The organism is Burkholderia sp. BE17 (assembly GCF_009362305.1).
Lineage (GTDB): Bacteria > Pseudomonadota > Gammaproteobacteria > Burkholderiales > Burkholderiaceae > Burkholderia > Burkholderia pyrrocinia_C.
Map to the genome: position 1 here is coordinate 1 of NZ_WHNU01000054.1, position 16,011 is coordinate 16,011.

The window sequence follows — 16,011 nt, forward strand, 5'->3', positions numbered from 1 at the left end:
GCGTCGAGGGGCGGCGGGGAAGAAGGCTCGTGGGCAGCAGTCATCGGCAACGTCGGTAAAGGGAAGGCAAGCGAATACGCGGAAGCGAAAAAGTCGATGCGAAAGCGGCGGGCGGGGCGCGCCCGTTCCGGCTTTCCTCCCTGATAGACGAACGGGCCGCGCAAATATTTAGCAGCGCGTGCAAAAAAGACGATCACGCACGGTTTGAGCGCGAAACGGTAAAAAATCGGCCGCGCCGTTCGTCACACCAGTGAAGCCGCCCCAAGCGGCCCCGAGACTTGGCCGAAGCGGCCGGACCGAAGGACTTCACGCACATGACGAGTTTCCCGACTGCGCTGCATCACCGAATCCGCGAACTGGCGCGTGTCGCGCCCGACGCGCCCGCCATCGCGGTACCTTTCCAGAACGACTTGCGCCTGTCGCGCGGCGCGCTCGACGCGCGTGCGTCGTGGCTGGCCCGGCAACTGCGCGCGGCCGGCGTCGGCGCGGAAGTGCGGGTCGGCGTCTGCGTCGAGCGCTCGTGCGAGCTGTTCGTCGCGCTGCTGGCCGTGCTGAAGGCGGGCGGCGTGTTCGTGCCGCTCGATCCGCGTCATCCGGCCGCGCGCCTCGACTGGATCGTCCGGGATGCGCAACTGCGGCACGGCATCGTCGACGAAGCCGGCCGCGCGGCGCTCGGCACGCCGTTCGAACACGCGTTCGACGCGGCAGCGGAAGCGGCGGGCGAGCAGGACTTCGCTGCCGATGACGAAGACGCGCCCGTGCACCCGCGTGCGGCCGCCTACATGATCTATACGTCGGGCTCGACCGGCATGCCGAAGGCGGTCGTCGTCGAACACGGGCCGCTCGCCGCGCATTGCGACGCGCTTGCGGCAGCGCTGCCGATCGAGGCCGGCGACCGTCTGCTGCATTTCGCGTCGGTCAATTTCGATGCCGCGCATGAATGCTGGCTCGCGCCGCTCGCGATCGGCGCCAGTATCGTCGTGGCGCCGCCGCAGCCGTTCGCGCCCGACGCCGCGCATGCGCTGATGGTGCGCGAATCGGTCAACGTCGCCGCATTTCCGCCTGCATACCTGCGGGAATTCGCGGCTGTCGCCGCGCGCGACGGCGTGCCGCCCGCATTGCGCGTGCTCGCGTTCGGCGGCGAAGCGCTGCCGCAGCAGGCATTCGAATTCGTGCGCCGCACGTTTCCGTCGGTACGCCTGATCAACGGCTATGGGCCGACCGAGGCCGTGATCTCGCCGATGCTGTGGCCGGTCGAACCGGGCGAGGCGCCCGTGCTGGCCGCCGACGACGCGTATGCGTCGCTGCCTATCGGACGCGTGATCGGCCCGCGCGTCGCGCGCATCGACGGCGGTGAGAGCGATGGCGTGGGCGAGCTGCTGCTCGGCGGCGTCTGCGTCGCGCGCGGCTATCACGGCCGCCCGGCGCTGACGGCCGAACGGTTCATTCCCGATCCGGACGGCGAGCCGGGTGCGCGTGTCTACCGCACGGGCGATCTCGCCCGCCTGCGTGACGACGGCGCATTCGACTATCTCGGCCGCCTCGACGACCAGGTCCAGGTGCGCGGCGTGCGCGTGGAGCCCGCGGAAATCGCCGCGTGCCTGCGCTCGCATCCGGCCGTGGCCGACGCGGCCGTGGTTGCCGAAACCGGCAACGGACCGACGCGGCTGATCGCATGCGTCGCGCTGCGCGCAGCGACCGACGATGCGGCGCTGAAGGCGCACGTGGCCGCGCAATTGCCGGCGGCCTGGCAGCCGCACCGGTTCGTGCGCTGCGACGCGCTGCCGTATACGTTGAACGGCAAGATCGACCGCGCCGCGCTACGCGAGCGGATTGCCGCCGCGCGCGACACGACGCAACGCGCCGGCGACGCGCCGCGCACGCCGACCGAACGGCAGCTCGCCGGCCTCTGGCAGACGCTGCTCGGCCTCGACGCCGCGCCGTCGCGCGACGACCATTTCTTCGCGCTGGGCGCCGATTCGCTCGCCGCGATGCAGTTGCAGGCCGCGATTCGTGCCGCATCGCGCGTGAACCTGCGGCTCGATACGTTGTTCGCCGATCCGGCGCTCGCGGAACTGGCCGAAACGGTCGATCGCGCGGAGCACGAGACCGGCGAGCCGCTGGCCGCCATTTCCTCACGCCGCGCGTCGGCCGATGCGGCCGCATCGAGCGCGCCGCATGTCGACCGTGCGGCGTCGCTCGCGCAGCAACGTTTCTGGGTGCTCGCGCAAACGCGTGACGCGAGCGCCGCGTATCACATCGCCGCGCACTGGACGATCGACGGCTCGCTCGATCGCGACGCGCTGCAGCGCGCGCTCGATCACGTGATCGGCCGGCACGAGGCGTGGCGCACGACGCTCGTCGACAACGACGACGGCGTCGTGATGCAGCGGATTCATGCGCATCTGCCGGTGTCGATCGCCGACATCGACCTGCGCGATCTGCCGCCGGCCGCGCGCGACGCGCAAGCCGCGCGGCTTGCCGAGCGCGATGCGGCCGAGCCGTTCGATCTCGCCCGCGGCCCGCTGCTGCGCGCGACGCTCGTCGCGCTCGCCGACGATCGTCACCGCCTGCTGCTGACCGCGCATCATGCAATCACCGACGGCTGGAGCTCGCGCTGCGCGTTCGACGAACTGTCGGCCGCGTACCGCGCGTATGCCGAAGGCCGTGAACCGTCGCTGCCCGACCTGCCGATCCAGTACGCCGACTACGCGGACTGGCAGCGCGACATGCTGGCCGGCGGCGAGGGCGAACGCCAGCTCGATTACTGGCGCGGCGCATTGCGCGACGTGCCGGGCCCGATCGCACTGCCGGTCGATCGTCAGCCGGGCGCCGCGCGTACGCTGCAGGGCGCGCGTGTATCGGTACGCCTGCCCGACGCGGTCGCGTCCGACGTGCGGCAACTCGCGCGCGACGCGCAGGCCACCGTCTTCACGGTGCTGCTGGCCGCGCTCGACGCATGGCTGTCGCGCCTGACCGGCGAAACGGACGTCGTCGTCGCGGTGCCGGTCGCGCATCGCCAGCGCGCTGAAACGCGTGCGTTGCTGGGGCTGTTCCTGAATACGGTCGCGCTGCGCGTGCGCGTGGCGCCGACGCTGCCGTTCCGTACGCTCGTCGACGCGGCGCGTACGGCGGCGCTCGACGCGGTTGCGCACCAGGACGTGCCGTTCGAGCGTGTCGTCGATGCGGTGAAGCCGCCGGTCAAGCGCGGCGACGAATGGCTGCGCGTGAAATTCGCGCAGCAGTTCGACGCGCGGCACGACAGCGTGCTGCCGGGCGCGACCGCTGTTGCCACGCCGGGGCCCGACCTGGCCGCGCGTTTCGATTTCGCGCTGGATTTCACCGACGACGCGAACGGGATCGAACTGGTCGCGGCCTATGCGACCGACTGCATCGACGCCGACACCGCACGCGCGTGGCTCGACAGCTATGCGGCGCTCGTCGGCGCGGCCGCGCACGATCCGCAATGCGCGACGGCCACGCTGCCGTGCGACGCATCGGCCGCCTCGCGCCAGCCGCGCGACGGCCGTGCGCTGCGCGTCGAACATGCCGACATCGTCGCCGCGTTCGCGCGACAGGCGGCCGCGTATCCGCATCGCGTCGCGCTCGCCGATGCGTCGGCGTCGCTGACGTTCGCCGAACTCGACGACGCGTCGAACCGCATCGCGCATGCGCTGACGCAGCGCGGCGTCGCCGCCGAAGCGTCCGTCATCGTCTGCGTCGAACGTTCGGCGCGCTTCGTCGTCGGCCTGCTCGGCGCGCTGAAAGCCGGTGCGCTTGCCGTATTGCTCGATCCCGCGCAACCGTCCGAACGACTCGCCGCGGCAGCAGCCGACTGCGGCGCGCGCTGGGCGCTCGTCGCGGAGACGGTCGCGTGGCCCGCCGGCATCGACGCGCAACCGCTCGACGTCGATACGCTCGCACAGGACGCGACGCTCGCGCATGCGGCCGGCGTGCGCGTCGCGCCGCATCCGGAACAGGGCGCGTACCTGATCTATACGTCGGGCTCGACCGGCACGCCGAAGGGTGTCGTCGTGTCGCACGGTGCACTGGCCGATTACGTACAGGGGATGCTCGACGAACTCGCGTTCGCACCGGATGCATCGTTCGCGATGGTGTCGACCGTTGCGGCCGACCTCGGCCACACGACGCTGTTCGGCGCGCTGTGCGCGGGTCGCACGCTGCACCTGCTGCCGGCCGCGTGTGCGTTCGATCCCGACCTGTTCGCGGACGAGATGCGCCGCCGCGACGTCGGCGTGCTGAAGATCGTGCCGAGCCACCTGCAGGCGCTGCTCGACGCGCGCGCGCCGGCTGACGTGCTGCCGCGCCACGCGCTCGTGACGGGCGGCGAAACGCTCACGTGGGCGCTCGTTGCGCGCCTGGCCGCGCTCGCGCCGGCCTGCCGCGTGATCAACCATTACGGGCCGACCGAAGCGACGGTCGGCGCGATCGCATGCGACACGGCGTCGATCGCCGCCGATGCGCGCGATCCCGCGAGCGGCGTGCCGCTCGGCCTGCCGCTGCCGAATGCGCGCGCGCTGGTGCTCGACGCATTCGGCGCATGCGTGCCGGCCGGCGCGACGGGTGAGCTGTATCTCGGTGGGCCGGGCGTCGCGCGCGGCTACCTCGGGCGTCCGGCACAGACCGCCGAACGCTTCGTGCCCGATCCGTTCACGCCCGGCGCGCGGCTGTATCGCACCGGCGACCGCGTGCGCTTGCGCGCGGACGGCCGTCTCGCGTTCCTCGGCCGCATCGACGACCAGGTGAAGATCCGCGGCTACCGCGTCGAACCGGGCGAGGTGAGTGCGGCCGTGCGCGCGGCCGGCCCGATCGCGCAGGCCGAAACGCTCGCGATCGAGCATGACGGCCGCCTGCGGCTCGCGACCTTCGTCGTGATGCGCGACGGTGCGGCATTCGACGAGGCCGCCATGCGCGCGGCGCTTGCCGCGAAGCTGCCCGACTACATGGTGCCCGCGCAGTTCGTCGTGCTCGCGCGCCTACCGGTGACCGCGAACGGCAAGATCGATCGCGCGGCGCTGCGCGAACTGGCTGCCGCGCCCGTCGCGATCGCGTCCGGCGACGCGCCGCAGGGCGCGGTCGAAATGGTGCTCGCCGAAGTCTGGCAGGCCGTGCTGAAGGCGCCGCAGGTCGGCCGCGACGACAACTTCTTCGAACTCGGCGGCGATTCGATCCTCGTGCTGCAGGTGATCGCTCGTGCGCGCAAGCGCGGCGTGCGCTTCACGCCGAAGCAACTGTTCGACAACCCGACGGTGGCCGAACTCGCACGCATCGCGAAGACCGAGGACGTGACTCCTACCGCACAGCCCGCAATCGCAGCTGTAGTGGCGACGCCGGCTGCCGCGCCAATCCTGACGCCTGCGCAGCAACGCTTCTTCGCGCTCGACGTCCCGCAGCGCGGCCACTGGAACCAGTCGGTCGCGTTCGACGTGCGAGGGCCGTTCGACGCGGACGCGTTCGCGCGCGCATTCGATGCGTTGCTGACGCATCACGATGCGTTCCGTCAACGCTTCTCGCGCGGCTCGGACGGCACGTGGCACGCCAGCGATGCCGCGAAGCCATACGATGCGCTGCCGTTCGTCGAAGTCGCCGCCCGCGGCGAAGCCGACGCGCTTGCTCGTTTCGACGCGTTGCAGCGCCGTCTCGATCTCGGCCGCGGGCCGCTCGCTTGCGCATGCGCGGCACGGCTGCCGGACGGGTCGTCGCGGCTCTATCTGGCGATTCACCACGCGATCGTCGACGGCGTGTCGTGGCGCATCCTGCTCGACGAGCTCGACACGGCCTACCGCGCCGCGTGCGAACGCACGCCGGTCCGACTGTCGCAGCCGGGCCTGCGTACGGACGCATGGGCCGCACGGCTCGCGCGCGCCGCGACGGAACCGGCATCGCCGTTTGTAGCCGAAACCGCGTACTGGGCCGGGATGGCGCAGGGCGACGACCTCGTGCCCGATCATCCCGACGCAGCGGCGACGAATGCCGATGCAGCCATCGTCATGCAGACGATCGACGCGACATTGACCCGCGCGGCGCTGACCGATGCGCATGCGGCCTATCGCACGCAGTCGATCGAGCTTCTCGGTGCCGCACTCGCGCTGGCGCTGTCCGGCGCACGCGGCGGCGGCGCATCGTGCCGCATCGAACTGGAAGGGCACGGCCGCGAGGCGTTGTTCGACGATGCGGACGCGAGCCGCACGATCGGCTGGCTGACGAGCCACTACCCGGTGACGCTGCCGGTCGAAGCGACCGCGAGCGACACACTGTGCGCGGTCAAGGACACGCTGCGCGCGGTGCCGCACAAGGGGCTCGGCTTCGGCGTGCTCGCGCATTACGGCGATGCGGCGACGCGCGCGGCGCTGGCCGCCGTGCCGCGCCCGCGCGTCACGTTCAACTATCTCGGCCAGTTCGACGCGCCGCGCGACGCAACGCTCGTGCCGCGTTTCGGCGGCACCGGCGTCGAGCGCGATCCTCAAGGGCCGCTCGGCAATACGCTCGCGATCCACGCGTACCTCGATACGGACCGCGACGGCGCGCGCACGCTGAAAGTGCACTGGGTCTATGGCGCGCCCCAGTTCGAGCGTGCGACGATCGACGCGTTCGCCGAACGCTTTGCAGTCGCATTGCGCGAACTCGTCGACGCGTGCGCGTCGCGCGTCGCGCATCGCGGCGGCGGCGCGACGCCGGGCGATTTCCCGCTCGCGCAGGCCGCCGGCCTCACGCAGGCCGCGATCGAACGTACGCCGCTCGACTGGCGCACGATCGACGACGTGTATCCGCTGTCGCCGACGCAGCAGGGCATCCTGTTCCATGCGCTGTTCGCGCCCGGCCACGCGAGCTATGTGAACCAGCTCGTCGCGACCGCGACCGCGCTCGATGCCGACCGCCTCGCGGCCGCGTTCGACGCGTCCGTTGCGCGCCACGACATCCTGCGCACGAGCGTGATGCCCGACGAAGCCGCACCGCTGCAGTGCGTTCATCGCTACGCACGGATGCCGGTCGAGCGGCTCGACTGGCGCACGCGCGGCGACACGCTCGACGCCGATTTCGACGCATGGCTCGCGACCGACCGCGCACGCGGTTTCGACTGGCGCGAGCCGCCGCTGATGCGGCTCACGCTGATCCGCGTGACGGACGACGCATGGCGCGTCGTGTGGACGCGTCACCACGTGCTGCTCGACGGCTGGAGCACCGCGCGCCTGCTCGCGGACGTGCTGCACGACTATCGCGACCCGGACGCGGTATCGCCGTTCGCGAGCCGCCCGGCGCTGCGCTATCGCGACTTCATCGCGTGGCTCGGCACGCGCGATAGCGAAGCCGACGAACGCTTCTGGACCGAACGCCTCGCGCGGCTCGATGCGCCGACGCTGATCGCGGAACGCGCGGCCGATCGCGCGGACGCCGATATGGCCACGTGGCACGCGACGATCGATGCGGATGCGCTGACTCGCGTCGCGCAGACGGCGCGCGCACTGAAGCTGACGGTCAACACGCTGGTGCAGGGCGCGTGGGCGCTCGCGCTGCAGCGGATGACGCACCAGCCGGCCGTCGCGTTCGGCGCGACCGTCGCGGGCCGCCCCGATGCGCTCGCGGATGTCGACACGGTGCTCGGTCTTTTCATCAACACGCTGCCGGTGATCACCGCACCCGCGCCGCAGCAGCGCGCGGCCGACTGGCTGCAAGCGCTGCAACGCGAGAATGCGGCGGCCGCCGAGCATGCGCACACGCCGCTTGCCGACATCCAGCGCTGGGCGCGCGGTGCGGGCGGCGCACTGTTCGACACGCTGGTCGTGTTCGAGAACTACCCGGTGGACGACACGGCGTGCGACGCCGATCCGCGCGCGCTTGCATTGAGCGGCGTGCGCAGCATCGAAGCGACCGATTTTGCGCTGACGCTCGTGATCGAGAGCGGCGCCGAGCTGACGATCGACTACGGCTACGACACCGCACGCATCGATGCGCGGCAGGTCGAGACCTGGCACCGTGCGTTCGCCTGCGCGCTCGATGCGCTGGCCCGCACGCCGGACGCGCTGCTCGGCGCGCTGTCGATCGCGGACGACGCAACCCGCGACGCGCTGGCGCTTGCGCAGGACACCGCGCAGTCATGGCCGGCTTCGCAACGTCAGCCGCTGCATCTGCAATTCGTCGATGCGGCGCGCGCGACGCCCGACGCGATCGCGCTCGAATACGCGGACGTTCACGGCGGCGTGCATCGCGCGACCTATCGCGAACTCGACGTCGGCACGTCGCGCATCGCGGCCGCGCTGCGCCGGCGCGGCGTACGGCCCGACACGCCGGTCGCGCTGTGCGTCGAGCGCTCGTTCGACATGGTGATGGCGCTCGTTGGCGTGCTGAGGGCCGGTGCCGCGTACCTGCCGGTCGATCCCGACTATCCGGCCGAGCGCATCGCGTACCTGCTGCGCGACGCGCGGCCGGCCGTCGCGATCACGCAGGCGCATCTGCGCGAGCAGGTCGAGGCCGCGCTCGGCGCCGATACCGCGACGCAGTTGCTGACGGTTGCGGACCTGCTCGCCGATGAAGCGGAGGAAGGTGAAGAAGCGCCCGCAGGTGTCGCCATCGACGACGCCCGACTCGCGTACCTGATCTACACGTCGGGCTCGACCGGCAAGCCGAAGGGCGCCGGCAACACGCACGGCGCGCTCGCGAACCGGATCGCGTGGATGCAGCACGCATACCGTCTGACGCGCGACGATGTCGTGCTGCACAAGACGCCGTTCGGCTTCGACGTGTCGGTCTGGGAATTCGTGTGGCCGCTGGCGATCGGCGCGAAGCTCGTGATCGCCGCGCCCGGCGACCATCGCGATCCGGCGCGTCTCGCGGCCGCGATCCATGCGCACGGCGTGACGGTGCTGCATTTCGTGCCGTCGATGCTCGCTGCGTTCGCCGCGTATCTCGACGATTTCTCGGCCTCCGCGCAATGCGACAGCGTGCGCCTGATCGTCGCGAGCGGCGAGGCGCTCGCGCCCGAACTCGTCGCGAAGATGGCGCGGCTGCTGCCGAATGCGACGCTGGTGAACCTGTACGGGCCGACCGAGGCCGCGATCGACGTGTCGAACTGGACTTGCGGCCCCGACGACGCGAACGCGGTCGCGGTGCCGATCGGCCATCCGATCGCGAACCTGCAGCTGCATGTGCTCGATGCCGCATGGCAGCCGGTGCCGGCCGGCGCGACCGGCGAACTGTATCTCGCGGGCGCGGGCCTGGCGCGCGGTTATCTCGGCCGCCCGGCGTTGACCGCCGAGCGTTTCGTGCCCGATCCATTCGCGCCGGGCGCACGCATGTACCGCACGGGTGACCTCGCACGCCGGCGCGCCGACGGTGCGCTCGACTATCTCGGCCGCGTCGACACGCAGGTGAAGCTGCGCGGCCAGCGGATCGAGCCGGGCGAGATCGAGGCGCTGCTGCGTGCGGCGCCCGGCGTGAACGATGCGGTCGTGATCGTGCGCGACGAGCAATTGATCGGCTATGTCGCACGCGGCGACGCGGGCCCGCTCGACCGTGCGGCGCTGCTCGACGCGTTGCGCGCGCAACTGCCGGCCTACATGGTGCCGTCGCAGCTGATCGAACTCGACGCGTTGCCCGTCACGCCGAACGGCAAGTGCGACCGCCATGCGTTGCCCGCGCCGGTGCGCGAAGCGGCCGAAGCCGTCGAACTCGCGACCGATACCGAACGCGCGCTCGCGGATATCTGGCAACGCGTGCTGCACGTCGACGCGATCGGCCGCGACGGCGATTTCTTCCTGCTAGGCGGCCACTCGCTGCTCGCGACGCAGGCCCACGCGCAGGCGAACCTGCACTGGGGGCTTGCGCTGCCGCTGCGCACGCTGTTCGACACACGCACGCTCGCGCGCTGCGCGGAAGCGATCGACGCGGCCTGCGCGGCACGCGGCGCGACCGATGCGGCGAGCGCGATCGACGCGCTGCTCGGCGAACTGGAAACCCAATAAGGACGACGGATGACGAAGGTTCAACCCGACTGGCTCGCGCTCGCGACGCGTTTCGCGCAACTGCCCGACGCGCAGCGCGCGGTCTTCATCGACAAGCTCGGCGCGGCCGGCATCGACTTCCGCGTGCTGCCGATCCCGCCGCGCACGCCGCGCAGCGACCGCGTGCCGGCGTCGTTCGCGCAGACGCGGCTGTGGCTGCATGCACGGCTGATCGATGCGCCCGACGCGTATCACATCACCGAGCGGCTTGCGCTGACGGGCCCGGTCGACGCGCATGCGCTGCGTCTTGCCTGCGACGCGTTGATCGCGCGTCACGAAGCGCTGCGTACGACCTTCGACGAGGCGCAGGACGGTGTCGCTCAAACGATCCATGCGCCGCTGCGCTGCCCGTGGCGCGAAACCGATCTCGAAGCGTTGCCGGCCGCGCAGCGCGCCGCGCGCGCGGAGGCCGTCGCGACGGCCGACGAAGCCGAACCGTTCGATCTCGGCACGCCGCCGCTCGTGCGCGCGCACCTGGTCCGCTTCGACGCGACGCACCACTGGCTCGCGCTGACCGTGCACCACATCGTGTCGGACGGCTGGTCGTCGGGCGTGATGCTGGAAGAGTTCGCGGCGTTCTACCACGCGTATGCGTCCGACCAGCCGGTGCCGCTCGCGCCGCTGCCGATCCAGTATGCCGACTACGCGCTGTGGCAGCGCCGCTGGCTCGACGCCGGCGAACGCGATCGCCAGCTCGCGTTCTGGCGCGAACGGCTCGATCCGCAGCGCGGTGTGCTGACGCTGCCTGGCGCGGCCGCACGGCCCGCGCGCCGCAGTGCGCGCGGTGCCCGCCATGTGTTTTCGCTCGACGCGCGCGTCGGCGCGCAGCTGCGTGCGTTCGCGGCCGCGTCGGGTGCGACGCCGTTCGCGGTGCTGCTCGCCGCGCTCGATGCGCTGCTCGCGCGCGCGACCGGCGATGCGCGGATCTGCGTCGGCGTGCCGGCTGCAAACCGCGAACGCGCGGAAGTCGCCGGCCTGATCGGCTTCTTCGTCAACACGCTTGCAATCGATGTCGACGTGCCCGCGCACGGCGATTTCTCGTCGCTGGTCGCGCGCACGCAGCGCGCGCTCGTCGACGCACAGATGCACCAGGACGTGCCGTTCGAGCAGGTGGTCGATGCGCTCGGCGTGCCGCGCAGCGCGAGCCACCATCCGCTGTTCCAGGTGATGGCAGCCTACGGCGAGCGCCGCGCGCTGCCGGCGCTCGGCGCGGCAGCCGCCGCGTTGCTGCCGTCCGGCACGCCGTCCGCGAAATTCGATCTCACGCTCGCCGTCGAGGCAACGCCCGACGGTACGTTCGACGCCGCGTTCATCTACGCGCTCGACCTGTTCGACGCCGACGCGATTGCACGACTGGCCGCGCGCTTCGTCACGCTGCTCGCCGATGCGCTCGCGCGGCCCGACCAGCCGGTCGGCGACCTCGACTGGCTGCCCGCCGACGAGCGCGCACAGCTCTTCGCTTGGAACGCGCCGGCGGGCGCGACCGAAGCCGAACCGTTCGTGCCCGTGCATGCACGCATCGCCGCACATGCACACGCGCGGCCCGACGCACGCGGCGTTGCCGATATCGATCGTGCACTGACGCGCGGCGAAGTCGATGCACGTGCGGCGTGCCTCGCACGTCATCTGGTGGCGGCAGGCGTGCGGCCCGAGATGCGCGTCGGCGTCGCGCTGCAGCGCTCGGTCGACCTGCTCGTCGCGCTGATCGCGGTGCTGAAGTCGGGCGCCGCGTTCGTGCCGCTCGATCCGGCCCATCCGCGCGAACGGCTCGCGCAGATCGTCGGCGACGCCAACATTGCGCACGTGCTGACCGACGGCGCGAGCGTCGCGTCGCTGCCCGGGCTGCCGGAACTGCGCGCGTGGCGCGCCGATGAAATCGATGCGCTCGACGAAGCCGCGGACGTCGCGCTGCCGGACGTGCTGCCCGGCCATGCGGCCTACGCGATCTACACGTCGGGCTCGACCGGCAAGCCGAAGGGCGTGATCGTCGACCATGCGTCGTTCGCGCTGCATTGTGCGGCGATTGCCGAGCGCTACGGCGCGGGCGAGAACGACGTGTTCCTGCTGTTTCAGTCGGTCAACTTCGACGGCGCGCACGAAGGCTGGTTTTCGCAATACATGTCGGGCGCCGCCGTGTCGGTGACGGCCGACGTGCTGTGGCCGCCCGCGCAGACCTGCGCGATGATGGTCCGCGACGGCGTGACGATGACCTACGTGCCGCCCGGCTGCGCCGCGCAGCTCGCCGAATGGGCGCTCGCGCACGGCGCACCGCCGACGCTGCGTTCGCTGACCGTCGGCGGCGAAGCGACGTCGCGCGAGGCGTTCGCGATGCTGCGCCGCGCGCTGCCGAACGTGCGCGTGGTCAACGGCTACGGCCCGACCGAGACGGTCATCACGCCGACGCTGTGGATGTTCCGGCCCGATGACGATCTCGCGAAGCTCGGCGACGCCGCGTATCTGCCGATCGGCACGCTGGTCGGCGCACGCACCGCGCACGTGCTCGACGAGCGGCTGCATCCGCTGCCGGTCGGCGTGATCGGCGAGCTGTACCTGGGCGGCGAGGGGATCGGCGTCGCGCGCGGTTATCTCGACCGCCCGGCGCTGACGGCCGAGCGTTTCGTGCCCGATCCGTACGGTGCGCCGGGCGCGCGCCTGTACCGCACCGGCGACCTCGTGCGGCGCCGCGCGGACGGCGTGTTCGACTTCATCGGCCGCGTCGATCATCAGGTGAAGCTGCGCGGATTGCGCATCGAGCTCGGCGAAATCGAGGCGCAGCTTGCCGCGCACGATGCGGTGCGCGAAGCGTGCGCGGTCGTGCACGGGCAGGGCGCGCTTGCGCAGCTCGTCGCGTATGTCGAACTGACCGCCGACGCACAGGCGGCCGCGCAGCCCGTCGAAGTCGCGACGCTCGACGCGCACCTGCGCCGCACGCTGCCCGACTACATGGTGCCCGCGCAACTGATCGTGCTCGATGCGCTGCCGCGCAACGCGAACAGCAAGGTCGACCGCGCGCGGCTGCCGGCGCCCGTGCGCGTCGAACGTGCGTACGAGGCGCCGCGCGACGGCGATGAAGCCGAGCTCGCGGCGATCTGGTGCGATGTGCTGAATCTCGAGCGCGTCGGCCGTGGCGATCACTTCTTCGATCTCGGCGGTCATTCGCTCGCCGCCGTGCGCGTCGCGACGCGCGTGGCCGAACGGCTCGGCCGCGACATGCCCGTGCGCGCGCTGTTCGAGGCTCCCGTGCTCGCGCAGTACGCGCTGCAGGTGGCCGACGCACCGCGCGCCGCGCATGGCGGTGCCTCTGCGCCGGGCGTCGCGGTGGCCAAACCCGACGCAAACGGCGTGTGGCCGCTGTCGCCCGCGCAGCTCGGCCTGTGGTTCCTGTGGCGCGCGCAGCCGGACAGCGCCGCGTACAACATCCCGGTCGCGCTGCGCGTGCGCGGCCCGCTCGACATCGATGCGCTGCGTACCGCGTTCTCCGATGTGGCGGCCGTTCATCCGGCGCTGCGTGTGCGGCTCGTCGCTCACGACGGTGCGCTGCCGGGCCAGCGGATCGATGTGGCGGCGACGGTCGAATTGCCGGTCGTCGACCTGTCGGCGGTCAGCGCCGATGCGCTTGCCGGCGCTTCGGCGCTGACCGCCGACGATGCGCTCACACCGTTCGATCTCGCTGCCGATGCGCCGCTGTGGCGCGCGCGCGTGCTGCGGCTCGGCGCGGACGACCACGTGTTGTCGGTGACGATCCATCACATCGTGTCGGACGGCGAATCGATCGAGCGGTGGCTCGATGCGGTTCGTGCGCGCTATGTCGCTCGCGTACGCGGCGACGACGTGCCGGTCGACGAAGCTGTCCAACTGGCCGCCCAACTGGTCGTACCGTTCGTGCTGCCCGCACCGTGCCATCCGGCTCGCATCGCGTACTGGCGTGACGCGCTGGCCGATCTGCCGTCGCGCGTGCTGCCGCAGCGCGCCGATGCGCCGGCCGTGCCGCAATGGCGTGCGGCACGCATCGCGTTCGAATTCGACGCTTCGCTGATCCGCGCCGCACGCGACGCCGCATCGGCCGCGCACGCGACGCTGCCGATGCTGCTGCATGCGGCACTCAACACCGCGCTGTTCCGTGCGACGGGTGCGACCGACCAGCCGGTCGGCGTGCTCGCGTCGACACGCGAACTGACCGGCGACGCGGCACGCGATGCGCTTGGCCTGTTCATCAATTCGGTCGTCGTGCGTACGCGGATCGACCCGGCCGCGCGCCGTGCGGACGTGCTCGCCCACGTGCGCGATATGGCGCTCGCCGCGTATGCGCATGCCGACGTGCCGTTCGCCGACGTCGTCGCGGCGCTGCGCGCGCCCCGTACCGCGCAGGCCAATCCGCTGTTCCAGGTGATGTTCAACTACCTGCGCCCGACGGGCGCGGCCGCACGCGACTGGGCCGGCCTGTCGCTGGCCGAATTCGACGACGTGCGCCATCGCGTCGTGTTCACGCTGGAGCTGGATGTCGTCGAACATCCGGACGGCCGCGTGAGCGCCGCGTTCTCGTATGCGGACGAACTGCTCGACGGCGGTTTCGTCGATGCGCTCGTCGATGTCTATCACGACGAAGTCGCGCGTTTTGCCGGCGCGTCGGAGGCGGCGCTCGGCGCGCCCGATGCGCGTGTGGTCACGGATGCGGTCTTCAGCGCGCAAGCAAGCGGGGAAACCCGGGCCGACGCGCCGTCGCACGCGGCTGCCGCGCTCGCGGCGCTATGGTCGGACACATTCTCGAGGGCCGCGCCCGAGCCCGGCGCGGACCTGTTCGAAGCCGGCGCAACGTCGTTCGATGTCGTGCGCTTCGTCGACGCGGCCGGCCGTGCCGGTCACGCGCTGACGGTCGCCGACGTGTTCGCGTCGCCGACGCTCGCGGCGCTCGGCGCGCGGCTCGATGCGCGCGCGGAAACAGGACAGGAGGAACGCCATGCTGGCTGAAGTGCGTCCGGACGGATTCACGATGCCCGATACGTGCCGCCTCGCGTTCGCGGACGGCCTGTTCGCCGCGCGCGACGGTACGGAGATCCGCGTCGCGCAGGGCCGCGGCATCGGCGCGCAGTTGCTGCGCGCGCAACTCGCCGACGACGGCACGCTGCGCCTCGTCGCATACAACCATCGCGCGACGCCGGCCGACCAGCGGCGCGCGCTGCTGGCCGCACTGTCCGCGGCGTTTTCGGACGGCGCGCACCATGCGGCGATCCGGCTCGACCCGGCCGCGTGGCCGGCGGTCGCGCTCGACGCGCTGCGCGCGAGCGGCGTGCTCGCCGACGGCGGCCGCTGCATGCGCGACGGCTGGGCGCAGCAGGCCGACCTGTGGCTCGTCGGCACGCATCTGCGGTGCGCGACGCTGCCGATGCTCACCGACGGCCGGCGTCATCCGCGCCGGCCGCCGGCGCCGCGCGGCGACGTCTACGCGCGCGACCTGCCGGCGCTCGGCGTGCGCTTCACACTGCGCGGCTGGCAGCCGGCAGAGGACACCGTGCGGCTCGCGCGCTGGTTCGACGAGCCGCGCGTGCGCGACGGCTGGCCGGGGGCGCAGCCCGGCGCGCAAGGGGCCGCACCCGACGCCGATCCGCACGTGACGCCGCTGGTCGGCTGCTTCGACGGCGAGCCGTTCGCGTACTTCGAGGCGTTCTGGCTGAAGGAAGACGCGCTCGCGCCGCACGTCGCGGCGCGCGACTACGACCGCGGGCTGCGGATGCTGGTCGGCGAATCGCGCTGGCGCGGCCCGCATTGCGTCGCGGGCTGGCTGCCGTCCGTCGTTCATTACCTGTTTCTCGACGACCCGCGTACCGAAGCGGTCGGCTGTGCCGTTCCGGCCGGCCACGCGCGGGTTGCCGACCATCTCGCGCGGCATGGCTTCACGCGGCAGCGCCGTCTCGCGCTGGCCGACGCGCAGCCGCTGTGGATGCGCATGCTGCGCGAGACGTTCTTCTCCGGCCGTCACGTCTGACGGGCCGGA

At 71.8% G+C, this 16,011-nt stretch carries 4 protein-coding genes; 3 read left to right on the plus strand and 1 reads right to left on the minus strand.

Translation table 11 applies throughout. The features are described 5' to 3' along the window. Window positions 1-197: hypothetical protein (locus tag GD429_RS41410; protein WP_227791955.1), on the minus strand; the 197-nt coding region annotated here is incomplete at its 3' end. Window positions 198-314: 117 nt separating this feature from the next. On the opposite strand from GD429_RS41410, the gene GD429_RS34610 reads away from it, so the two are divergent. The 3 genes from GD429_RS34610 to GD429_RS34620 are packed head-to-tail and all read left to right on the plus strand — an operon-like array spanning window position 315 to window position 16,002. Further along, window positions 315-9,980 (plus strand): non-ribosomal peptide synthetase, encoded by a 9,666-nt coding sequence (locus GD429_RS34610; RefSeq protein ID WP_152863983.1) that lies wholly within the window; start codon window positions 315-317, stop codon window positions 9,978-9,980. 9 nt (window positions 9,981-9,989) lie between these two features. After that, a complete protein-coding gene (locus tag GD429_RS34615) occupies window positions 9,990-14,987 on the plus strand; it encodes a non-ribosomal peptide synthetase (RefSeq protein ID WP_152863985.1) in 4,998 nt (1,665 codons plus the stop codon). Beyond that, window positions 14,977-16,002: a GNAT family N-acetyltransferase gene (locus tag GD429_RS34620; protein WP_152863987.1), complete on the plus strand. Its 1,026-nt coding sequence runs from the start codon at window positions 14,977-14,979 to the stop codon at window positions 16,000-16,002. Before GD429_RS34615 ends, GD429_RS34620 begins: the two co-directional genes overlap by 11 nt. Window positions 16,003-16,011 lie beyond the last annotated feature (9 nt).